11 protein-coding genes are annotated in these 24,745 nt (G+C 66.4%); 1 reads left to right on the forward strand and 10 read right to left on the reverse strand.

The window, feature by feature from the left end:
- Window positions 1-122: 122 nt before the first annotated feature.
- Window positions 123-908, reverse strand: coding sequence for a hypothetical protein (locus tag AB0B58_RS26140; RefSeq protein ID WP_360228649.1), 786 nt, complete (start codon window positions 906-908; stop codon window positions 123-125).
- Window positions 909-970: 62 nt separating this feature from the next.
- On the opposite strand from AB0B58_RS26140, the gene AB0B58_RS26145 reads away from it, so the two are divergent.
- Complete coding sequence (locus tag AB0B58_RS26145; protein ID WP_360228652.1) at window positions 971-4,453, forward strand: hypothetical protein; 3,483 nt, start codon at window positions 971-973, stop codon at window positions 4,451-4,453.
- Here AB0B58_RS26145 and AB0B58_RS26150 read toward each other — a convergent pair.
- From AB0B58_RS26150 to drmD, 9 genes are all read right to left on the reverse strand, one after another.
- On the reverse strand, window positions 4,450-4,983 hold the full coding sequence (locus AB0B58_RS26150) for a DNA-binding response regulator (RefSeq protein WP_360228655.1): 534 nt from the start codon (window positions 4,981-4,983) through the stop codon (window positions 4,450-4,452). The genes AB0B58_RS26145 and AB0B58_RS26150 overlap by 4 nt on opposite strands.
- A gap of 1,090 nt (window positions 4,984-6,073) precedes the next feature.
- Entirely contained in the window at window positions 6,074-7,954 is a 1,881-nt protein-coding gene (locus tag AB0B58_RS26155; protein WP_360228658.1) for an ATP-dependent helicase, read from the reverse strand.
- Window positions 7,951-9,879 (reverse strand): AAA family ATPase, encoded by a 1,929-nt coding sequence (locus AB0B58_RS26160; RefSeq protein WP_360228661.1) that lies wholly within the window; start codon window positions 9,877-9,879, stop codon window positions 7,951-7,953. The genes AB0B58_RS26155 and AB0B58_RS26160 overlap by 4 nt, the downstream gene beginning before the upstream one ends.
- 492 nt (window positions 9,880-10,371) lie before the next feature.
- Window positions 10,372-10,647, reverse strand: a complete 276-nt coding sequence (locus AB0B58_RS26165; protein WP_360228664.1) for a hypothetical protein — start codon at window positions 10,645-10,647, stop codon at window positions 10,372-10,374.
- A gap of 165 nt (window positions 10,648-10,812) precedes the next feature.
- A complete protein-coding gene (gene drmC / locus AB0B58_RS26170; RefSeq protein WP_360228667.1) occupies window positions 10,813-11,562 on the reverse strand; it encodes a DISARM system phospholipase D-like protein DrmC in 750 nt (249 codons plus the stop codon).
- Window positions 11,552-13,561, reverse strand: coding sequence for a DUF1998 domain-containing protein (locus tag AB0B58_RS26175; RefSeq protein WP_360228670.1), 2,010 nt, complete (start codon window positions 13,559-13,561; stop codon window positions 11,552-11,554). Before AB0B58_RS26175 ends, drmC begins: the two co-directional genes overlap by 11 nt.
- 4 nt (window positions 13,562-13,565) lie before the next feature.
- Window positions 13,566-17,237 carry a DISARM system helicase DrmA gene (gene drmA, locus AB0B58_RS26180; protein ID WP_360228673.1) on the reverse strand — a complete coding sequence of 1,224 codons (3,672 nt, stop codon included), beginning with the start codon at window positions 17,235-17,237 and terminating at the stop codon, window positions 13,566-13,568.
- Window positions 17,230-21,306 carry a DNA methyltransferase gene (locus AB0B58_RS26185; protein ID WP_360228676.1) on the reverse strand — a complete coding sequence of 1,359 codons (4,077 nt, stop codon included), beginning with the start codon at window positions 21,304-21,306 and terminating at the stop codon, window positions 17,230-17,232. The genes drmA and AB0B58_RS26185 overlap by 8 nt, the downstream gene beginning before the upstream one ends.
- Window positions 21,307-21,356: 50 nt before the next feature.
- A complete protein-coding gene (drmD, locus tag AB0B58_RS26190; RefSeq protein ID WP_360228679.1) occupies window positions 21,357-24,464 on the reverse strand; it encodes a DISARM system SNF2-like helicase DrmD in 3,108 nt (1,035 codons plus the stop codon).
- Window positions 24,465-24,745 lie beyond the last annotated feature (281 nt).

The raw sequence follows: 24,745 nt of genomic DNA on the forward strand, positions 1-24,745 counted from the left end.
TCGGACAGAGGCGCGGAACAAACCGCTAGCGATACGCAGCGGGCTGGATGGCGGCGCCTGGACGGTACTCCGGCAGCCCCGGGCTGACCTGATTTCTTCTCGAAAAGCGAGGGTCCTCTGGATCATGCCGTACGTCGAGTTCCGCGAGCGCCAGCGTTACTCCGTAAGATGGCCTTAACGTCTTCATAGGCCTCGTCGATCTCACTTTGCGGTCGGAATTCGCTTTCATTGTCGTCGAAGTCGCGAAGAAAGGCAGCAAGAGCGGGAAACTCGTCCTCATCCTGTAGGAGCTTGCTGACTCCCATCAGCCGGAATAGCTGCTCTGGGTTCGCTGGCCGGGATTGGTTACTGTCCTTCGACAAATTCTGGAGTCTCAACTCCAAGATCTCTTTGTCCAGCGATTCCTGCCGACTGACGCGCAAAAAACGAAGTTCGTACTCCTTGACCATCGGCTTGAGGTAGTGCCGCATCCGGTTGATCTGCTGCCGCAGCGAACCGTCACTGTTGTACACCTCCGGCAGAGCGATGACCCGTCGCAGCAACGCCCGCATGTCACGGCATCGCTCGACGAGATCCGCGTACGTCCCGGCGTCCGGAGTCGAGACCAGACGCATCGCCGCGCTCTCGATCGCATCCTGGCCGACGACAAGGTCCTGCAGGATCGCCGTCCACGACTCCCGTCTCACCCGAGTGATGTCGACCTGACGGAACACCGCCGTAATGAGACCGGTCCCGGCCAGAACCGTACCGAGCTGGAGCAGCCACCGTCCGATCTCGAACCACGCACCGGAAGCCGTCGGCGAACCCACCAGCAACAGGATGCCGACGACCACGACACCAGCCGCGAGCAGAAACAGCGCGGCGGCAAGAGCCACCATTCCGCGTGGTCGCCAGGCGTTCGTCCTCATGCCGAAGACCCTGCCACGTCCCGCTGGTTCAGTTGATATCCGTCGCCGGTTAGATTGGCGCCATGGAGCGCCTCATGGACCGGCCCGCATGGGAACGAGGCTCAGGCAAGGCGCACAGAAAACTTCTCGATGCTCTGACCGAGGCCTTGAGGACACGCAATTGCCGACTACAGCACGTGAAGTGGTTCGGCGCCGGCCGCAGCGGCCACCCGGTGGCCGGCATCATCCGCCACGAGGGCGGGCCCAACTACCGCATCCTCAAGTTCAGTACCGACCTGCAGCATCAGCGGATGCTCGACGCGCTGCAGGTGAAGAACACGTTCGTCGCGCGGCATCTGGCCGAGGTCGAGCACGAGCGGATTCCGCTAGGCGGCAATGAGTGCGCCGTCTTCATGCGGATCGCTGACGACGATGTCGTCGACATCGTGTCGATGGAGGAACTGCGTGCCCAAGGCCGGGCGATCGACTACGGTGTCATCGTCCGGGCGGTGATCAGCGAGTGGAACGACGACGAGCCGACCGTGGTCAACCGGTCCGCGCGGTTCGTGGTCGGCGGCATCGTCGGCCGGCGGCGGGGACCGGTTCTCCGATGGATTCGCGCAGCGTCGCACCTGGACGACTTCGCGCCGGTCTCCCTCCTCGCCGGCGAGGCCGGCCGGCAGATCGTCCAGAGTCTGCTACTCGGCAACGCGCACGGCGATCTGAGCTCGCGCAACATCCTCATTCCCGCCGACCCCGGCGTCCGGTCCGACGACTTCCACCTGATCGACTACGACCACTTCGCCCGAAACGCTCCGCTGGCCCGCGATCCCATGCACCTGCTGGTAGGGCTGGCTCTCGACGTGTTCGCGGATCATGCGGCGATGCGCGGAGAGATCATCAAGGCGATCGTGAACCCCGACGATCCGAGCATCGCCGCCCAGGCCGGCGACTTCACGCGGGTCAGTGCGGCGATCCACGACGCGTGCGCCGCCGGCATCACGAGAACGCGAGGATTCTCCCGGTACTTGCGCGAGCAATGCCTGCTCGCTCTGGTCGGTGTCGCACTCCGCCACGTCGGGCGCGATCGCAAAGTAGACGATCCGGAGGAGGTCAAGCGCTGGTGCTACGACCTCGCGGTCGCCGCCGCGCATCGATTCGAAAAAGTGCGCCAGAGGTACGAGGATCCCCCGCGGATCTCTCCGGACCCTGACGGTCCCACGCCCACGATCGTCGACCGACACCTCGAGCGGGAAGACCTCACCCATCGACTGGCATACGGCCCGCACGGTGTCGTGTCCGTCGAGGGGAAGCGCGGCATTGGGAAGACCAAGCTGATCGACGTCGTCCTGCACGACATGGCCGGGCACCACGACGGCCATCGGCTCCGGGCGGAGCGACACCATGCCTCTGCGAGCCGAAATCTGGATCTGCGGACCCTGGTCGAGCTCATCAGCGCCCGGAGCGCTCCAGCCGTACGTGGGTCACCGCTGGTGCTGCTCGAATCCACGCTGCGCAAGCTGCGGGACACCCCGGTCGTCGTCACCGTGGCGGAGGCGCAGAATCTGCTGGAGCCGGGCACACATCGGATCGCCGATCCCGATCTGGCCGACGCCTTCGACATGCTCAGCACGGAACCGGACCACCGCGTATCGGTTGTGCTCGAGACGGAGCACGGCGCCGTGCTGCCGGTGGCGGAGGCCTGGCCCGACAACGAGCCCGTGGTCGTCCCCCGCATGGCTGAGACCGACTTCCTGAGCATGCTGCGTGACATGGATCGCGGCATGAGTCAGCAGGTAGACGACCTGTCGGAGGCAGAGCGACGGACGCTTTGGGAATCGGCAGGCGGCAATCCGCGGGTGGCCGAGCTCGTCTGTGCTTCGGTCTGTCTGCACCCCGTCATGACCCTGCCGGAACTCGTCGCCGATCTGCACAGGAACCGCAAGAAGCCGGCGGCGTACCTGATCAAGCGCCTTCTCGGCGGCATGCCGAAGACCTCGGTGCGGACCATGCGTGCGCTCGCCGCGCTCCGCACGCCGCTGCCTGCCACAATCATCGCGCAGCTCGTGCACGGGGCCGGATCAGCAAGCGCCGTTCGTCAGTCGCTCGACAATCTCTCCGATCGTCGAGTGATCGGCCAGCAGGGAGAGTTCTACTTCTTGTCACCGGCGGACGCGGCGACCGTTCTCCGTTTCGTCCGGCAGCCGAGACGGTCGAAGTTGCACTATGCCGCCGCCGACATCCTGTCCTCATATCGGGAGTGCCGACCCGCCCCACGGCGGGTCGACGACCTCCGCTACCACCTCGCCGAGGTGGACTGCCTGATCGCCTCCGGCGATCACGGCTCCGCATGCGACGTGATGGCCGAGATCAACGAGTACGTGGTGGAGTGGAACTGCGCCGGGCTGCTGCGTGGACGGCGCGAGAAGATCCGCGGGCTGCTGGACACTGAGCGGCAGGAGTTGCACAACGAGGACGCCCTCGGCGGAATCTACGTCGATCTGGGCAAGCTGGACCGGGCCAGCGAGGCGTACGACCGTGCCCAGCGGCTCGCTGGGCCGGACACTCCACCAAAGGTCATGGCCCGATTGCACGCCAACATCGCCGATATGCACTGGGCCGCCAACGACATGGATCGGGCACAGCGCTCCAACGAGAAGGCGCTGGCACAGGCGACCGAGGCCGGCGACCGGGTCGCGATGATGAAGTCTCTGATCGGTCTGGCCGACGGTGATCGGCGCCGAGGCGAGTTCACCGCCGCGATCGCTCGTGCCGGTGAGGTCCTCGGCGCCGACGACCTCGCGACGCTGGTCGCGAGGAACCGAACGGCCCGCGTCCAAGCGGTCAGCGCGGCGGTGCGGTTGTCGCGCTGGCACGCCGAGCGCGATGGGCCGGACGACCTCGGCGAGGCCCGCCGGTGGCTGGCCCGGGCCGACGATCTCGCGGGCAGAGGAAAGGATTGGCACCGGGCCGCCTACCTGGACGCGCTGGCCGATCTGCGGCTCGCCGAGGGACTGGCGGACGGCGATGTCGAGGAGGCGATGGCCGCGGCCCGCAGAGCGGTCGGCCTTGCCTACCGCGTCCAAGACCAAGCGATCCTGCTGCAGTCACGCACGACCCTGTGCGTGGCTCAGTTGCGGCGCGGACGATATCCGCAAGCGGCTCAGGAGATCCGGCGAGCCGTGCGGCACCGCCCCGAAGGCCGCCATCTCGTCGTACCGGCTCTGCTCGCGCTGACCACCCGGCTAACCGGCGATCACAAAGCAGCAGCCAGGCACTTCAAAGGTCTCCGAGCCGACGCTGCGAGGCGCATCAAAGGAGAAACCGGCGCCCCGACCGACTTCGGCGCCCGGCATTTCCACGGATTCGCCGAGTGCGGCCTGGTACTCGACGGCCACGGGAGCATGAAATCGGCCAAACGCTCACTGGGCGTGGCGGACCTGCGGCACCGGCCACCGGCGCCCGGACTGATCGCCCGGATGGTGTTCCTCGTGCAGAAACTCGACGAGTCCGGGCCTCGTCCCGGGATGCTTCAGCCCGCGATCGACGCCCTTCAAGGCGCCTAGATCCAGCCGCGATCGCGGGCCTGCACGACAGCCTCCATCCTGTTGCGCGCACCCATCTCCCGGTACAGCGCGGCCAGCAGCCGGAACATGGCCCGCTCGGAATACCCTGCATGTGCGGCCAGCTGAGCCACCGTCATACCCGACGCCAGCTTCCTGAGCCATCCGATCCGATCGGGATTGACTGCCCCCAACTGCTGGTCTCGCCCGTCGGCGAGGAGATTGACTACAGCCGTCGGCAGAACTGACTGACCGTCCAGGGTGGCCTCCACGGTCCGCCGAAGCGATTCGCGGGCAGCGCCCCGTGGGAGAACCGAACGCGCACCAGCCCGCACCGCACGAACACCGTCGGAGGGAGAACAGTCGTCAATCAGCGCGATGACCGGCGCCGGCCGCAACGCGTCGAGCAACTGCCATTGCGGCGTGCCAACCATGGTCAACAGCACCAGTGCCGACGGCCGCTGGGCGGCCCAGCCAACGGGATCCGCAGGCGTCTCGACGTGATAACCGGCCGCTGACAGCACGGTGGCCACGCCCTCCCTGAACATCGGGAGGGGGTCGATGACCGCAACGTGAGCCGTGGCATGATCCCTTCTCTCAATATTCAACAACTTGGATCATTGCGTACCGCAGAAGGTGATGTGTGGCGCACCCGAGACACCATCTGGCATGACCATGACCTAAATCTGTCGTAGACCGGCGCTCGGCATTATTCCTAGCGTCAAGTCCGGGGGTGGGCAGTGGTCTACGACGATGAAACCGGGCGGCGTGTACACCTCAGCCTGCCCTTAGAAAACATGAATGAACTGGCCTCAAGAATGACCCACCAGCCGTCGACGGCCGTGACAGACGCGATCGTGCGGGCCGTGAAGCGCCGTGCGAGGGGACCAAATCGCCCTAAGGTCAGCCCCTCCCGGATCAAGTCTGACCTTCGGCGCTCGCGGATCGAAGTGACAGTCGAGCAGGTGGCCTGGGTGATGGTGACCGTGATGCGAGCTCCCGAGGTGACGCCGCCCCCGCAGCCGCGCCCAAGGCGGCGTAACCGGCCTCTTCGATGGTTAAGCAGGGCTCGTGACTAGAGTCGACAATTGCGCTAGAAGCCTCGCAGCATCGGTAAGCGTTCTTCATTGCGGTCCGGCAGACCGTCGACAGGAGGCTTCCCGGGGACTCGTGGTCGAAACCCAGCCCATAGCGGCTCACATCCGCCAGATCAGGCCACATGGCGCCGCCAAACAGGAACGGCGTCACCGCATGGACCGCGGCCACCGCATCGGCCCACCGGTCAGCTGCTCGATGTCCGTCCGGAGGTAGGGCTACGCCTGCGCGAACCACAAGGCCACCTCAGAACGGGCGGCCACCACAAGACCGTCCGGAAGGGACTCGAAGAGGGAAGCCAGCTCCTCCCACAGCCGCGCCCGATCCAACGGCAACACCGCGCCTTCCATCGATGTGTGGCGGGCACGCCGCTTCCGAACCCTTGTGACCCAACGACCCAGCATAAGCGCCCGTCAAAGCAGTTCCGGCGGTGAGACCGCCGACGCTCATGCGCAGCGGGCCAGCGTGTCGCGGCATTCTGGCCCATGCCGGCGTTGTTGCGTAGCAACGTAGCAGCACTCGTTGAGGTCATCGCAGCCATCGAATCGGGCCAGGTGCGATTGCCGGCGTGGCGTGGTTGCGCACGGCGGCCAGAAATGGGGACGGGGTCGATGAGTTCGGGATTCCTGTGCTTCCGTGCCAGCGGTTTCCCTCGATCAGGATGACGGCACGGCGGGCGCGGGTCAGGCCGACGTAGAAGAGAGATCGCGCTTGGTCGAATTCGGTGGGTGTGGCGGGTAGCCACCGTCGCTGTCTTGGATTCCATCGCCGGCCGGGGAGAATGCCGTCGACGAGGCCCGGCATGATGACGTAGTCCCACTCACGTCCTTTGGCGGCGTGGTAGGTCGTCAGGGTGATCTTTCCTACTCGGAGTGCACCTGCGATGTCGCCTACCGTCAGGTTGCCGCGGAAGGCGGCTTGTTTGAGTTGGACGATCGCTTGTTGGTCTCGTCGCAGCAGGCTGACTGCGGCCAGCGCGGATAGCGAGAGTTCGGTGTCGAGTCTGTTCAGCCAGGCCGATAGGTCTGCGTCGGGTGACGTCTCACGCAGAGCGACTGCCATTTTCCTCGCGGTAGTTCGACGTAATGGCCTGGGTGCTCCGGCGGTCTCGTGCAGGCGGCGGTACATGGTGGTGAGTTGCCCGATGGTCAGGACGGCAGAGGTCTGGTCGGTGCCTGGATAGCCGATGGGTTGTGGTCCTGCAACCGCCCGGGCGGCACAAGCGCGGACGAAGTCGATGATGTCGCCGTCCGGCAGACGGCGATCGTTCTCGTGAATGTAGTCGTGGTCGCCGGCGTCCAGCGAGGCGATGAGCTGGTCAAGAAGCCATCCCTTGCGGGGGTAAAGCACCGCGATGTGGTGAGCCAGCACGCCGCCGGCGATCAACTCGCCGACCTTGGCCATCATGACGCGAGCGTGTTCGTCCTCGCCGCCACCGACCGTTAGGAGTTCAACCACGCCGGGGTCGTCACGCGACGGGTCGGCTTCATGAACCCGGCTGCCTTCGATCGCGGCTTGGCTAGCGGTGATAATGGCCGCTCCGCACCGGTAGTTGATGTTCAAAGTCTCGTCGGCGAAGTCGCGTCGCTCAGCCAGCGCGGCGAGGAATCGTGGGTCTGCTCCGGTGAAACGCATGATTGTCTGATCGGGGTCGCCGAAGGCGACTACAGCGGCAGGACCATGGTCGTGCAGGTGGGTCACGAGTTCGTGCAGAACCGGTCCGAGATCTTGGTACTCATCGACGATGACGATGGGGAAGCGGGCGGCGACCAGGCGGGTCACCCGCGAATCGCGACGCAAGATGTTCAGAGAGGCAGCGACCATCAGGTCGAAGTCGTACAAGCCGTTGGCATTCAGCCGCTCGTCGAAGAGGATCGCTGCCCGGGCTAGAGGGTCGCGAAGATCCTGGTCCAGGCCAGCAGAGATCCGTCTCCTGATCCGCACAACCTCAGCTTTCACGCGACCGACGACCTCACCGGTCGTCGTCTCGTCGAGGCACCGTTGTAGCAGCGCCGCCCACTCGTCGGAGTTGTCGTCGACGACCTGCCCAATCCCTGGAGGGATGACACCGACCAGAGGTCCGAACGGGTGCAGGATCCGGCGCAGGCACCAGCCGTGCACCGATCCGGCCGCGACCCGATCGTCGGCTCGGACGTCCATCCCGATGAGGCGATCGGTAATCTCCCGGGCAGCGTGCCGGGTGTAGGTGATGGCGGCGAGGCCGCGCCGAGGGGGCAGTACGGTCTCCAGCGTGTACGCGGCCTTCGCCACAAGTGTCCGGGTCTTGCCAGAGCCGGGTCCCGCTCGCACCACCATGCTGCCCGGGCGCAACACGGTGGCGCGCTGCGAATCGTTGAGCGCCGCCAGTTCGGCGGCGAGTCTCGGACTTAGGCCGGCTAGTGCAGTCATGCTCCGGTGCCCGCCAACGTCGCGGCCTGAAGAATGCCGTGCCCGCGCACCGTCCAAGAGATGCGGTCCAACGCCGCCAGGATGTACCCGTAGGTGCCCGCGGCGAGAAGCAGCGTGCTGGAGGAAACGTCGTCGAGTTCGCGGATCACGTCGTCCGAAAGGCCAACCTCGGCGCCGAGTCCGCGGCCATCCCAATGCTGCACGTGGCTGGCGAGCCGCTGAGCGTAGCGGCCCTTGCTGACGGACGTAATACGTCGTAGCAGCTCCTGGCGTGGGCCGCCCGCGCCTGCACCGACGCTGACCGCGGTGACCGCGGCGACGAAGCTGTTGTGTAGGCCGCTCGATGGCTCCAGTTCGCCGTGGGCGGCCACCATCTGCTCAGCAAACAGCGGGGCGAGATCCGGCTCAAGGGTGTCCTGTCCGACAAAGACGCCGTGCCCGGCCGCGCGGCATCGAGCCGGCGTCGAGTCCACCGCACCCATGCCGACAACAACCTCCTCAACCATGTCCTCCAGTGCGGCCTCGTCGATCAGTTTCGCGGCCCTCCGCAGCCCGGCAGCGGTGTACTTGTCGCCGACGTACGGATCGCCGTCCGTGATGATCACATGAGGGACGCTGAGGGCACTGTCGTCCAGCAGGCGCCGGTAGGGACCGAAGTTGGTCCCGGAGATATTCGCGACGACGACGCCGTATGCGTCGAGATCGAAGCCGAGAGCGGCGGAGATCGCGGGTATCAGGTATGTCTCGGAGGGGCCTTCGACCAGGATGGCCGCCGAGCAGAACAGCAGCTCCGCACGATTGGCGTCGAGGTACCGCTCGAGATCATTTACCTCGAGCACGGTGAGGTTCGCGGCTCCCGCGCACGCGGCGACAGTGGCGCCCTGCTCGCCTGGCCGCAGCACAATCAGTGACGGCAGGTTGGTGACGGCCGCGATGTGCGGGCTGTGTGTGGTGACCAGCAGCTGTGTGTCGTTGCGCAATAGGTAGCGGAACAATTGCCGCTGTAGGACCGGATGCAGATGCGCCTCAGGTTCCTCCACGGCGAGAAGCGCGGTGACGATCAGGTCGCGGTCTCTGCGCGATGCGAGCCGCTCCAGCAGCAAGCTCAGGTAGATGACGTTGGCGTTGCCGGTCGAGGTCTCCCCCACGGTGCGCCGACGGTCGATGTCGACGTACAGGCGGATCGAACGCATCAGCCGTTCCGGAACGCTGGACGCGAAACCTAGTGTCGGCGTGACCTGCAGCCGCGGGCCGGCCATCTCGTCGAGCCGCCGGTCTATGTCGGCCGCGACCGCGGTGATCTGGTCATCCTTCGCCAACGTCGTCATCGCATCCTGCACCGCTTCTGCCGCCGTCTTCAGCGCGTAGCTCGCCGGGGGCCGCGCCTCCAGCAGTTCCTGCAGCGGCGAACTACGCCACCTCGACAGCTCGTTGACCGCGTCCCGCAAGGCCGGCAAAACCGTCAACGATACGTCGTCGGTGAAGATCCGAGGAACATCGCTCTCGCTGTCGCCGCCGAACACGCGCACCTCGTAATGATCCGTCCCCAGTTCACCCTCGACATCAGCGCCGGCGCGGGGACGGAAGACGTACGTCAAGCGGGCGGTCAGCGGGTCGAGGCTGACGAAGCATCCGTCGCAGGCTGCGTCTTCTTGCAGCGACTGATCGATGTCGACGAGGTCCACCTCGATGCGGACCTCGACACCGTCAGCGAGCCTCTGCCCGCCGTACTCGCAGATGTCTTCCTCACGTAAGTACTGCGCGCGGCGCGGGAGATCGGGATCAAGGACCAGGCGCAATGCATAGAGCAGGTTCGACTTGCCGATCCCGTTCTCCCCGACGAACACCGCGTTCACCGGAAACGGAGCAATCTCGAGATCGAGAAAGTTCCGGAAGTTCTTAATCGCCAGCCGGCCGATCCGCACCCTGACTCCTCCGGGCTCCTCGGGCGGGAACCACCCGATCTTTGATGAGCGCGGCGAGTCTCCCAGACGTACGCCGTTCTCATCGACCGCCGGAGCGGCAACCCGATCAAGTTTGCCCACACGCGGCAGTCACGATTCCGAACATCGATTCGTCATCGCCGAAAGGCGCGCGGCCGAGGCCCGTTCAGGTGACCCCGGACGGGTGACGGACCCACCGTCGCATCGATCGACGGCCACGATTCCGCGAATCTTGCTCCAGCGTGTACGCGACATCGCGAGGATCATCTACGGAGGTGACTCGTGGCCCGCCTCAGCTGTTGACCTAGACGGTCACACGCTCGTCGATCAAGGCTGGCGGAGATCTGCTAGGCATGTCCCAGGCCGCGCTTGTCCGTGACAGCGCTGGCTCCGCAGGGGCGTGGCACCTTGCCTACCAGCCGGTCCGCTTCCCCCGCCGACGGACTAACGTGGAAGGTCGGTCAGGTGGCCCATTCAGAATCCCATGTCCTCTGAGCTATGGCCGGCAAACCTCGTGGGCTTCGTATAGGAGCTAGCGGAGGTCTTGCCCGCTTTGAGGTTTCGGGCTGCCTCCATGAGGCCGGCGATGTCGCTCTCATCGTAGATCGCGACTCCCTGCGCGTCCTTGGGCGCTTTCGTGGGGCGGATGTGGTTGTCATAGTAGTGCGAAACGTTCTTGCCGCGTTCCCGCGCGTCTTGTTCGGTCCATCCGCAGCGGGTGGTAAGCACCTCGTGAACATAGACTCGCATGATGCTCCTCAGGTCGGAGGTGATGGCGTCACTTGCCGACCGCAAGCTGTCGTCCGAAGTTGAGCAAGCTACGGCCTGGTGGCGGTCTGTGTTCGGATGTCGCGGCCACCGGCCGCGTCTCGAGTTCGGGAACGTCACCTGCATGCCTGAACGGCCCGTGCTGGGTCATGTGGTTGGGCCGGGGACAGAGGCGAGGGCGTAGCTCTTGCCGTGTTGTGCGGTCAGTTCGTGCTGGATGGAGGCGGCCAGGGCGGTGTCGTGGACGAGCAGGCCGAGTTCGATGTTGCGGTGTTCGGCGTTGTAGGAGAAGTTCGCACTGGTCAGCAGGATCAGTGCGCGGTCGACGATGACGAATTTGGCGTGGTTGGTGATGGGCTTGTCCTCGCCGGGGCGTGGTTGGGTGGCCCAGACGGTGACGTGGGGTAGGTCGGTGGCGGCTTTGGCGGGCTGGCCGGTGGCGGTGTCGAGGTAGAGGCTGACGGCGACGCCGGGGCGCGTGCTCGCCTCCCGCAGCAGCGTCCACATTTCCGAGGTACTGCCGAAGTTGTAGCTGGAGCAGACCACCGAGGTGCGGGCCTGTTCGACCATGCGGCGGGCTTCGCTGGTGAGTCGCCCGGTCTTGGTGCCGGCGCCGGGCATGGTCCAGACCGGGGTGACGGTGGCCCTGCCGATGGTGCCGTCCGGCCGTGGCCCGCGGGCCCCGGCGATTCCTTGCAGGACGGCGCTGCTCAACTGGGGTGTGTCGTGGCCGAGTTGTGCGGCCTTCAGCAGTGTGGTGGCGGTGTCGCGGCGTGACTTGCTGATCTCTTCGAGGGCTTTGGTGGTGTGCCAGCCTTCGCGGAGGGCGGCGGCGAGTCGGGCGGCCTCGGTGCCGTCCAGGTATGCGCCGAGCGCGGCATACGGATCATTGGGCATTGAAGAGTCCGGTGACCTGCTCGCCGCCGATCGTCGGCAGGGTGAGCAGCAGCCGGCGGTCGAGGAATCGATTGGCGCGTTCGCAGGAGGTTTCGGAGGCGAAGCAGCAGCAGTGGCAGGCCGCGCCGTGCAGGAAGTCTTCCGGGTCCGATGGTGTGCGCATGGCGCAGATCGGGTCGGAGGAGCAGCGGGCGGCCCGTCGCATCGCGGATTTGACGAGGTCGCCGACTCTGCTGGCGAGGGCGACGAGGCCGCCGAGGGTGCCTTCGCTGTCGGAGGCGGTGGTGCAGATCAGTAGGCCAGCGGCGGCCGGGCGGCCCGCGTCGGTGTCGGGTTTCCAGGCGTAGATGCGCTCGGAGAGGCTGGCGGCGCCGTACCCGCAGCTCATGGCCATTTCCCGGATGAGGACGTGGGCCAGCGTGTGCAGTAGCCAGTAGCGCGGCGGGCGGAACCGGTCGTCGGGGTCGACGTGTTTGGCGGTCTGGGAGAAGCGGCGTTGGAAGTTGCGGCGGTGGGCTTGGCGGTGGGATTGCCACAGATTGGTGGTCTCGATCTGTTCTTCCCACGGCGCCACGAGGTCCTCGCGGAGTTGTAGGAAGACGCCTTCGCCGCGGTCTTCGGTGGCGGGGATCCAGCGGGGTGCGGCGTTGCGGGTCAGCTGGACCAGTCGTTGGGGCAGGTCGCCGGCGCGTTCCATCTCGTCGATGCGGGTGAAGCCGATGAAGGCGTTCACCTTCTTCATGCGGTTGACGGCCACGACCCGCTCGACCGGCTGCGGCAGGTCATCGATGTGTACGGGGGTAACCATCAGGCCGGTGGAGTTCTCTTGTTTCGGGAACAGCGCCGGCTGTTGTAGGTAGGCCCATTCGGGAATGAGCAGCGAGATCGGATCCCAGTCCTGCAGGTCTGCCTGATCGGTATCGGCTTCAGCGGAAGGGTTGAGTACTTTCTGCGCCGCGGCGAGCAATGCGTCGTCGCTGACGCCGTCGACGTCGATCTGCTGCTTGCGGACGAGTTTCCGCAGCCATTTCGGGCTGTCGGCAGCGTCTTCGAGGTCCTCTCTCGAGGCCTGCAGCGCGTCGATGATCGCGTCTCGCTGGTCGGCCTCGGTGCGGGGCATCACGACGACTGACTGGGTGGCGGCGAACCAAAGGTTTGACGCACCCATGGTGATCAGTTTTGCCTGGTGGTCGCAGCGTGGGTCGAAGGCGTCCAGGTGCGGGTGCCGGCCTCGGCAGTGGGGCATCTTCCGGGCGCCGTTGGCGCCCTGGGCCTCGTTCATGCTGCGGCTGCTCTTGCACTGCTCGCAGTAGATCGTCGCGCCGACGGCCTGTCCCACGTTGGCGTCGCGCATCTTCAGCGTCGGGTGCGCGATCCCGGACGGGCACGGACCGCCTTTGTGCACCCACAGGTCATAGGGGAACTCGTCCAGGTGACCGTCCGGGCAGCCTAGTAGGTAACGGGCCGGCACTGCGACCCGGATGTTCTTTCCTTTGCCCGCGGGTTTGCCGCCGCCGCGGCCCGGGCAGTTCGCGTGTCCGAACTCGGCCTGGTCGGGCCTAAACGGGTTGGTGTTGCTGTAGCTGAAGCGCGGCAGGGCCGCGAGCAGGTCACAGCCGGTGCAGCGCATCCACTGCGGGAACACCCGCGCGGGCACGCCGAGATCGTCGCCGGCCTTGCTCTGGCCCGAGGTCGCCTGCCATGGGTACGGTCGCAGCTCCGTCACCTGAGGTCCCAGATGCACCTGTACCGCGCGCAGCAGGCGCGGCTCGATGATCGTGGGGATGTGTTCGCGGCGTGCCCAGATGCGGTCCCAGTCGTCCAGGCCGGCGGGCATCACGGAGAACTGCGGCAGGTCCATGATCGCGCCCGGGCCGTAGTTGTAGAGCAGCGTCGACGGCCGGGCGGAGCCGACTTTCGCGCGGTTCTTGTCGTTGGCCTGCTCCGCGTCGCTGAGTGGATCCAGCGGCGCCGATTGGAAGATCATGGTGTCGGTCATGCCGCTACTCCTGATCCATCGGGAACACCCAGGCCGGGGCGTTGTCGGGTGCGGTGGCGAACATGCGCTCCTTCACCGGGCTGACCAGCAGGTTGATCTCGGGTTGGACCTCGCGCATCGAGTGCGCGACGACGAACGGCTCGCTTTCGCCGGTCCAGCCCTCGGCGGCGGCCTTCTCCGGGCTGATCATCAGCGGGTACGTCTGGCCTTCCTTGCCCTTCTCGTAGACCAGGGTCATGGTCATCTTGTCGGCGTGCTTGTGCCGTTTCGTCCAGCGCTGCAGGCGGTTGTGCAGCCGGTCGTTGGCCTCGCCGGCGACGACCTCGTCGCGGGTACTGGCCAGGATGCGGTCGTTCAACTGGGCGATGAGCTCCAGGATCGCTTCCTGCTGCGCCTGGACACGTCCCGCGTTCGCCTCCGGTGACAGCCCGTCGGGCAGGTGAGCCTGGCTGACCCGGGCCGCGCCGACGAGTACCCCGTCGATGCCCCGGTCGAGGGAGGTCGGCGAGAACGGGGTCACCGACAGCGCCTCGACCTGCTTGTAGAACGTCTCGTGGTAGTGCCGGAACTGCTCGAAGTGCGCGAGGTCGCGGGGCCGAGCCCAATTGCCGAGCGACACCACCAGGCCCGGGCGGTTCGTCGGGTCGCGGCCGACGCGCGAGGACGCCTGAATGTATTCGGCGGTGTTCTTCGGCTGCCCGACGACCAGCATCAGCCCGAGGCGCTGCACGTCGACACCGACCTGCAGCATCGAGGTGGCCAGCACCACATCGAACGGCGCCGCCGGTGCGGGCGGCAGCTTCTTGCCTTCCTTCACCGCTGCGATGCGCTCCAGAGTCGCCTGGGTACTCAAATAGTCCGGGTCGAACGGGACCGCGAGTTGGTCGAGGGTTTCCGCGATGTCGCGGGACGCGATCCGGGAGGTGAGCTCACCGGTGCGCAGCTGGCTGAACGCGGCACCGACCCGCCGCGGGAAACCGGAACCGCGCGCCGGCCGGCCGACCCGGGTCTGCACGTCATCGGCGACATAGCGGGCCATGCCCGCCAGCTCCCGCGTCGCGTTGAAGTAGCCGACCAACGTCATGTACGGGTCCGCCTGCGCGCCGCACCGGTCGAGCAGGGTTTGCCCCGCTAGCAGCAGTACTTCGGCGACCCGGATCTCCGCGCTCGACAGCCGCACGCCCTGCGCGCAGACCCCGATGTAGCGCCGTCCCGGCGTCTTCGCATCCGGGGGCACCTCGCGGGAGAAGAACGTGTCGGCCACGTCGAGGACCTGCGGCGGGAAGATCTCCACCCTGCGTCCGTACAGGCCTCGGACCTGTTCCTCGGCGTTGCGGACGGTCGCGGTCGACGCCACGATCAACGGCTTGACCGTCGTGCCGTTAGCCTTCTGCCAGGTCGCCATGGTCTCGACGACGACCTCGAACAAGCCGACCGCGGTGCCGAGCGCGCCGGTGATCAAGTGCAGCTCGTCCTGGATGATCAGATCCGGTGGGCGGAGCCGGCCCGTGGGCACGGCGGTCGCCGCCGGCAGGCCCTCCTCCGGGTTGTGCTTCGTCTTGATCGCACAGCCCGCGTAGTCGGGATGCACGTACCCGTGCCGGCCGCACTTGCGCGAGACATAGCCGAACAGGGCCGCGGCCTCGCCCTCGCGGGCCAGCCGGGCGAACTTGTCGACCGTGGCGATGACGAACGCCGGTGTCAGCCGGTAAATCTCCTCGTCCACCGTCAGCACCGGCAACCCCTCAGCGCTGCGGCCTTTGGCGAACGGGCACTGCGCCAGATCGTCGCCGCAGAACACCAGGACACGACGATCCGCCTTGCGGGCCTTGACCTGCTTCGGCGAGATCGGGGTACCGCACCAGGGGCACCGCTGGATCTGCAACACCGTCAACCGGTGACCCCGGCCCGGTTCGTGCACCTTGTCGAGCTCGATCTTCGCCTCGTCCCAACGTTTCGGGCTGACATCCGTGCCGACCCACAACCCGATCCTGAACGGCGTAACACCCCAGGTCTGCTCGTCCTCACGCCGCAGCAGCTCCGCGGCGCAGACCATGGCGGTCGCCCGCTGGAACTGCTGGGCGGTCAGCAGCCGCAACGTATAGCGCATCAGCACCGCCACACCATCGGCACCGTTCAGCTCGCCACCGAGCGCGGCAACCGGTCCTTCACGGCGGCGCATCGCGAACGTGAACGCCGCCAACCCCAGATACGCCTCGGTCTTGCCGCCACCGGTCGGGAAGAACAGCAACTCCACCCGGGCCAAGTCGCCGCTACGCGCCGGAGCAGTCGGGTCCGTCAACGCGGGCAGCTGCATCAGGATGAACGCCAGCTGGAACGGCCGCCACGTCGATGTCGCCTTCGGATCGCCGACGACCCCGGCGGTCGCGTCCTCGATACTCAGATGCTCGTCGGCGTTACGGGCGGCGGCGATCAACGAATGCTTTCGCTGATCGTTCATCACCCGGTTCATGAACTGGAAGCAGCGCAGCGCCTCGGAACCGTCGGTCAGACACGCAAGCCCGGCAGCCAAGCGCTGATGTGCACGAGCCGCATCGTGCAGCACGACGTCGGCCGTCTCCCGCAGATGTGACGGCAGCGCCTCGGCGGCAGCCCGCTGCTCGGCAAGCCACGTGCCATAGCCGTTGATCAGCGGCGCCAAACCGGCTTGCAGCGCGTCGGCGTCGGCCTCGGCCAGTGCGGCCATGCCGAGCGTGGCGTCCTCGACCGACCGCGCATGCACCTGTGGCGTCTCCGCGGTCGGCAGCCACGACGTCCACACCGCCGTCGCGCGCCGCGCGCCGGGCTCGACCGTCCAATCCACCGAACAGGTACGCCCGACCGCGAACTCCAGCCGATCCCGATACTGCAAATCCAGCCGGCGCACCTCCTCGTCATGCTCCGGCCAGTCATCGGTCAGCACGTCACGCACCGGCAGGAACACCGCCGCACCGCCTGCCTCCACCTGTAACCGGGTCTGGAACAGCCATTCGTTCACCGGAATCCGCACGGGAGTCACCCGGTCGTTGCACAACGCGATCTCCAACAGCCGGCGGCCGTAGGTTGGATCGTCGAACCGGTCGACCCGCAGCTTCACCTGATCCGCGACCGTGAACTCCGCGGTCCGGCCGGGAACGAGATCGGCCAGCCGGATCGTGGTGGTGTGCCGACATGGCGTGCGCCGGTACTGCTGACGCGGCCTGCCCTTTTGCTCTTCGCCTCCTTCGAGCGGTTCACTCTGGTAGGTGCCCCAACTCGATTTCACGGTGAACTCGTCGAGATCCTCCGGCACCTGGAACCGCAGCCCCATCGACGCCGGCACCATGAGACCCTGCTTCGGCGCCCGATCATCGACCGCATCGTCGCCGCTGTCGGCCTCGTTGTCATCCGACGGTGCTGCCGGCACGCCCCGCTGGGCGTGCACGCTCTCCTCCTGAACGTCGGCTAACACTGCGTCCTCGACCCGGTCGTCCAGCCGCTCGCCGTCCAGCTTCACCGGTGCGATATGACCCACCAGGTACAGCTGGCGAGGACTCTCCAGCAGCACCTCCTCCGGACCGTTACGAGGGCCCAACAACTCCCGCTCCACAATGTCAACCAGGTTCTCCCGAACTGTCGCACCCATGCCGTCCGGCTCGTGTGACAGGACATACTCAGCGGTTGGGGTCTCAGGCATCGAAACGTCCCTCCTGCGCGGCCGTTCGCTTCCGTGGCTGACGAGTGTTCTTAGACTTCGACTGCGCCTCGACCTCCGCTCGACGGTGATTCTCCGCTAGCAACCGATCCAGCATCTCTACCCGCGTCGCCGGACTCACCGACCACCGCCGCACCTGCCGATACTCGTAAAACCCGTGGGTCATAACGAGATCGCCCCAGCCATACGCCTCCGCGACCGTCCGGTCCAGCTCCACGTGAATCTCCCGAAGCCGCCCTACCTCCGCATCTAGCTCGCCGCTGATCTCGGGATCGTTGATCAGGTTGTAAAGCTTCGTCAGCCCCAACTGCCGCCGCAACATGATGTCCCGCCGCTCGGTATCCAGAATCTGCCCGACCTGCTCCAACTCCGGCGTCCCACCCGGCCGCGGAAACGTCTCAAAAACATCCGATGGCGTATACCGAACACGAGTCTCTAGCGATGAGCCGTAGGTGATCGCCCAAAACCGGTGAAATCCCGACGACAAAATCGCCTGATCTGCCCAAGTATTTGTTGCGAACACGCAGATTTGTTCACTGCAAACTGGGCCAGTTGGCACTCGGGTTGGCATCACCACGCTGCTTACCCGCGCAATCACCAACACCTCCTCGAGTTCGGCAATAGCTGCCCGCAGTCCTGGGCGGCGCGCCTCAAACTGCCACCAGCGTAGGCGCGGTCCCTCGCGGCTCAACTGCTCACGCTCTGGCCTGACTAACTCCTCCACCCGTTTGAAAGGCAGCCGATATTTGGCGGCCTCCCGCACGTCGCGATCGTTGAAATTGATCACCCATCGAGAAGGGGAACAATCAGGACGGCTGTTGAGGTCTTCTCCGTTGAGATAGGGGAAGAGGACCTCACTGTTGCAGGGGTCCGCTTGGATCCAGCGATTCACTTCGTCTCCGTCGAGCACGAATCCCATGCCGCATACGATGCAGCCCTGGAATGCGATACTGACATTCTCGGCTAGCCGGATAGGTGGCCCACTGACGGCGCCGGCGGGCTCGAGGAGGGTTGAGATACGGGGAACCGGTATATCATCCGAGATTCGCATGACCGCGTCGATGATTTCGTTGCGGGTTGCCCAAACTGCTGCGAATTCGAGGTTGGCGCTCGTGGCGGGCCATTTTCGACTCTGTATTGCACGGGTGATCTCGATGCCCTGCTTTGCGAGTCGATCAAGGCCGACTTGCCGCGTTTCACCTTGCGCGATGCTGTTGGTTCCGATGACGCCTATGGTTCCAGTTGAATGCAGCAGTCCGTGGGCGCGGAGAAGGAAGTAGGCGACCATGTCGGCGCTGCCGCGTGCTCCAGCAGCGGCGATGTTGACGAACCAGTCTCGGATGTTTGTACCGAGCGCGCCGGTCAATTTCTGGCCGCCTAGGAACGGCGGGTTGCCGATGATGGCATCGAAGCCGCCGCGATCGAGGATCACGTCAGGGAGTTCGAGGGTCCAGTGCAAGGGCTGCCAAATGGTGTACTCAGTTTGGACGGTAGGGGTCAGTCCTTCGTGGTTGACGCGGTCAAGCGTCCGGGAATCACCGCCTTCACCGCTTGATGGATAAGCGAGCCCGACGGCTGACTGCAGGATGGCGTAGGCCTCATCAAGGGCTCGGCCAGGCTTGCCGCCGAGTGCGAGGCCAGCCGCGATGACGCCGTCGGCGACGTGCCGGAGTCGAGCGATGAGATCATGGATGCGGGCGAGTTGGCGTTGCTTGGCAGAGGTGTTGCGTTGCGGGTCGCGTTCGTCGACTTCGGTGGCAAGACGGCGGCGCAAGTCGGTGACCTCTGTGAGAACCTCGTCGATGCCAGGGTCGAATAAGGTTGCCTGCTTGTGCTTCGGCGGGTTGATGTGCAGGTAGCGGAGCTGGTCGAGATTAGTGAGCCCAAGCAGCGAGTTTCCGCACAGGATCTTGTCGTCGACGAATGAGAAGGGCAAGTCGCGGTCGAGGGAGACCAGCCAGAGGGAGAGCTTGCACATCTCGACGGCCATCGGGTTGATGTCGGCGCCGTAGAGACAATGTGCCACGACCTGCCGGATGGCGTGTTGCCGGATGTCGGCGCGGTGTGTGGTCTCGGGCTGTTCGGCGGCCCAGGCTTCGACGAGCCGGGAGCCGAGGTAGCGGGCTGCGCTGACGAGGAAGGCTCCGGATCCGCAGGCGATGTCGGCGATCTTCAACGCGAGGATCTCCTCCGATGGGCGGAGCTGCCATTCGCTGGAGTCGTTGGTCTGGTAGGGGCCGGGTGAGTAGCAGAGCGGTTCGAGCGCATAGTGGACGATTTCTTCAGCCAGGGCTCGTGGCGTGTAGTGGGCTCCGGAGTATCGCCGCGACGGTGTTTCGACGACCAGCAAACCGCCGTCGAGAACGACAACGGGTCGGCCACGCAGGTCGGTGCGGATGATGCCGGCGAAGCGGCGTATCCGTGCGCGGAGTTGTTCGTCGTTGGTGATGGTGCGAAGCATCCGGTCGGCCTGCTCGCTTGGTCCGGCGGTGAGCAGTTTGGCCATGGCCGCGGCGGTCTTTGCTTTCGCTCCTGGCTGGTCCTCTTTGGTCCACGCGATGACCGCGGCGGCGAGGTCTTTGGGTTCGGGGTGGTCGGAGGCGAGGCGTTCGATGATGCCGAGGGGGATTTCGGGTTCCTCGCCGGCGGTGCCGACGAGGCCGAGGATTGCTTGGCCGCGGACGATGGTGCTGGTGTAGCCGAGTAGTCCTTCGTAGATGTAGCCGATCTGTTCGACGTCGACGTCGCGGAAGGAGATGCGGCGGGCGGGTTGGCCTTTTAGGTCGGCGACTTGGACGGCGCGTAGGACGGCGAGCATGACCCGGTCGGAGACGGGCAGGGCGAGAGTGCCCTGCGGTCCGAGCTGGGTCAGCAGCGGTGTGTGGTCGGGGTCGAACAGCGATCCGCCGTATGCGGGCATGCGCATGTTTTCGAAGGAGGCGCCCCCGTAGAGGGCTTGGCTGGTGGCGAGGAGTCGGTGCCAGGTGAGGTAGGTGGAGTCGAGGACTTCTTCGTGTTCGTTGCGGGCGCGGTGTTCGAGGCGGTCGAGTTCGGTGCTGATGCCATATCCCTCGGTGAACAGGGCGGAGGTAGGCAGTAGGCCGCGTTGTTCGGCGAAGAGGAGGAAGACGACGCGCATCATGACGGTGACCGCGCTGCGGTAGACCTCGTGCGGGTCGTCGGGTAGGGGGTCGGGTTGGCCGCGGCGGCGGGCGTCGATGGCGGTTTCGGAGAAGGCTTGGATCAGGGTTTCGACGGCGCGGCGGACTTGGGCGCCGAGGGCTTCGGTGATCTCTTCGGCTTCGGCGACGGAGTTGGCGAAGATTTGGGGGAGGCGTTCGTCGGGGTCGCCGCCGATGAGGTATTGGCGGTCGAGGAGGGTGAGGAATGCGTCGCGGGCGCGGCTTTCCTCGATCCAGGTTTGGGAGTCGACGATTCCGGATGCAACGGGGGTGTCGGAGCGGGCGCAGACCAGTGCCCACCAGCGTCCATCGGTGACGACGCCGATTTCGATGCCGCTGTCGCGCAGCATGTGTTCGAGGCGGTCGATGGGGGTGGCGGCCCAGCCGTCGGTGCCGGCCTGGTGCAGGCTGTCGACCCGGTCGACCACATAGACGAGTGCGCCGACGCCGTCCGGGCCGCGGAGCAGCGCGGTCGGGATGGCGGTGACGGTCTGGTTCGGGGAACTGGCCTGGGCCCCGGCGACGGTGACGACGGGTGGCCATTCCAGATAGCGCTGCCAGCCGATGACCTCTGCGAAGAGGGTTCGGACCCAGGTGTCGCGTGCGGCCCGGTACGTCTCGACGGCCGTTTCGTCGCCGAGGCGTACCCCAGAATCGGTCTTCTCCCAGATCGCCTCGAATTCGGTCTTTGCGATCCGCAGGACGTCACGGCGGTGCGGGTCGAGGGCGGGCATGCCGTGCGGCCAGACCCGGACCAGGGGCGGGACGGCGAGGAACGGGCCGTCGGTCTCGACGAGTTCGAGCCAGGCTCGGTGGGAGTCGGCGGGGCTCGCGGTCTTGGGACGGGCGGCTCTTACCGAAACAGCCATAAACGTGAGGCTAATTCACGTTAGTTGCGGTGGGCGGAAGTTCGCCAACCTCAGGCGGCCGCGTCCTCCGGGGTGAGGGCGAAGACGAGGGCCGCGGCCGTGGTGTGCGGTTTGATGTCGGTGTAGCGGGCCTCGATCGCGGCGATTTCGCGGGCTTCTTCGTCGGACAGCTCGGCCTCGCGGCGGCGCATCGCCTCGATGTCGCGCTGTCGTTGCCGCTGCTGGTCGGGATCCTCCTGGAACAGGGACAGCTGGGCCTGCCGCTCGGGGGCGGTCAGCTCGTCCAGGGAGTCGGCCAGGTTGCGCCGGAACGCCGCGAAGATCTTATGGGCGCGGGCCGCGTCGGTCTCCTGTCGCCGGGCGAGGCGCCCGGCGACCTGCGCCTGGCGGGAGTGTGCCCGCTTCGTCATCGACTCCTCGAGCTTCGCGCGCAGCGGCGCGTCCGGCTCGTTCCACTGCGCGGCCAGCCGCCGGCGCACCGTGTCGGATGCGATGGTCAGCTGGAGGGCGTCCAGGGCCAGGTCGAGGGCGGCCTCGGCGCGTTCCTCGGCCATCGCCCGGCCGCCGTGCATCCGCACCCCGGCCAGGAAGATCTCTTCATGCAGGCGTACGCCGCCGCGCCCGACCAGCACCATCCGCGTCACCGCGGCGACCACGGACTCCGGTAGGTCGTCGACCACGACGGCGGTGACCCGGTTGAGGGGCGACTCGGCACTCCACAGCGACCGGCGCAGCAGCCGCTGTGCCTTGGTGACCAGCGGATGCCCCAGGTGCACATAGGCGATGTCGTCGCGGCCCTTGGCCTGCTCGTCGTCGAAGGTGAACGGTCGTGGCTGTCCGGGATTGAGCTTGGTGTCCAGGCCGACCAGGGTCTGCTGCCAGGCGGGGCTGACCGCGCCGATCTCGCAGACGCCGTCCTCTTCGGTCGGGGTCAGCTGCGGCTGGTGGTTGATCCGCAGGGCGGTGTCGACGACGCGACGCAGGTTTGCAGGTTTGAGGTGCAGTTCGGCCTTGCTGTCGGCGTAGCCTTGAGCCAGCTCGGTGAGCTGCGCGTTGAGTTCGCGGCTGCCTTTGAGCACACGGTTGACGACCTCGCTGCTGTCGACCTGCGTGGTCGGCGCGGGGGCGGGCCGGTGGCCGCCGCCGTAGTGTTGCTGGATCTCCGCGCCGATCACCTGGTTGACCGAGCCGAGATCCTGCGCCACGGTGGCGACCTTGCGGGCGACCCGGGCCATGAAGTCCATGTCCGCCGCGTACGTGGTGGAAGTGTCCTTGGGCACGAAGTGGAACACCTGCGGCGAGTGTTTCTGGCCGTAGCGGTCCACCCGGCCGATGCGCTGCTCGAGCCTCGACGGGTTGAACGGGATGTCAAAGTTGATCAGCCGGTGGCAGCGGCGTTGCAGGTCGATGCCTTCGCCGGCCGCGTCCGTGGCCAGCAGTACCCGCACCGGGTGGCGCGACGGGTCGGCGGAGAACCAGGTTCGGATCAGTTCCCGGTCCTCGCTGGGGGTGGAACCTTGGATCACGGCGAGGACTTTGCCGTAGCCGTGCTGGGTCAGGATCCGTTCCAGCCAGCCGGCGGTGTCGGCGTACTCGGTGAAGACCACCACGCGCTCCTCGTTGAACTTGCCCTTCGGCCGGCAGATTTCGTCGAGTTGGGCGATGAGCGCGTTGAGGCGGGAGTCGGCGCGGTTCTCGTACTCCAGGCCCCATTGCGCCAGCTGTTCCAGGGTTTGCGTGTCACCGGCCGACGCGCCTCGGCGCAGGGCGGTGGCCTCGTCCTGCTCCCACAGCCCCTCCTCCTCGTCGCTGGCCTCGTTGCCCAGGATCTCGTCGTAGGCCGCCAGCAGCGCCGCCGTACCGCCGTCACGACTGTCCAGATAGGCGCGCAGCGTGGTGCCGAACGCCCACGGGCAGGACATGAACCGCTTCTTCAGCAGCATCGCCGTGATGTCGCCGCCACCATCGCGATCGCTCCGAGCTTGCAGCGCCGCATCCAGCTCGGCGAACCGGGCCTGCTCGTCCTCGGTCGGCGTGAAACCGATCGTCTGCACCACTCGCGGCGGGAAGCCCTGCTCCGGCAGATCACTTTTCAGCCGGCGCACCGTCACCTCGTCGAGGGCCTTCGGGTCGAGCTTCGCGCCGCGTTGGAACCGGCGCGGGTCGACCATCTCCATCAGCGCGGTGAACGACTCCGGATGCCCGTTGTGCGGGGTCGCCGACAGAAACAGCCGGTGCTCGCAACGGTCCGCCAGCGCGCGCACCGCGGTCGTCCGGAGCGTGTCGACCGCGTACCCGCGGGCGCCTGTAGCCGCCGACGGGCTCGACGGTGCCACGTGGTGCGCCTCGTCGACCACGAGGATGTCGAACGCGTACCGGTGTCCCGAGCCGCGTGATGCCGGCGCGTACATGTCGCGCAGCAGCCGCTGGGCGCGCAGCTGGGGCAGCCAGGCCATGCTGACGATCACGCGGGGGAAGATCCGGAACGGGTTCGCCGCCAGCCCGTGTGCACGGCGTACCTCGCGCATCATCTCGCTGTTGACGATGACGAACTCGAGGCCGAACTTGTCGCGCATCTCGTCCTGCCATTTGATCGACAGGCTCGGCGGGCAGACGATGATCGCCGTTCGTGCCCGGTGGCGCAGCAGCAACTCCTGCACGACGAGGCCGGCCTCCACCGTCTTGCCGAGGCCGACGTCGTCGGCCAAAAGCAGGTTCGTCCGCGGCGCGGCGAGGGCCCGGCGCAAGGGTTCCAGCTGGTACGCCTCGACGGAGACGCCGCTGCGGAACGGCGACTGGAACGACCGGTCGTCCGCGGAGGTAACCGCGCCCCAGCGCATCGCGTCGACGAACCCCGCCAGATCGTGCGGATCATCGAACGCCTCGGGCAGCAGGTTGGCCGGCAGTCCCTGCGCCTTCGTGATCGTCTGACCGACCTCCAGCTCCCAGATGACGGTCAGTTCCTCGCCGAGGCGGTCCTCGTCCAGCGCCTGCAACGTCACCGCATGGTCCAGCACCGCGGCGGACTCATCGGCCGGGCTCCGCGGCAGGCTCTGCTCCGCCACGTGCGCAACTGCCCACGTCGAGCCGCGCACCTCAACGATCTGACCCGGATCCGGAACCGCCGACACCACAGCTGACACCGTCTGCACGGCCATGAGCCCTCCCACCACGTGCGGCTGGAATGCTGCCCATCATCGCCACCAAGCCCGTGGCGGAACGCCAATTCGGCGGAGCGCACCCTGGGTCCTAGAAGGACGGCTATATTCCCGCGAACTCGCATCACGCGAGCTTTCGCCAGTCTCAGGGCTCACGGCTGCACCGCCGGAGGTGTGATGAGTGCAGTACTGCCGGGCGTTAGGGAACCTGTCGGGCTGGAGTGCCAACACTGACCGTTTGAGTCCGCACCATCGAACGGCGAAGGATCGGCCGTCCCCTC

Source organism: Actinoplanes sp. NPDC049118 (assembly GCF_040648555.1).
In the GTDB taxonomy this organism is placed as follows: domain Bacteria; phylum Actinomycetota; class Actinomycetes; order Mycobacteriales; family Micromonosporaceae; genus Actinoplanes.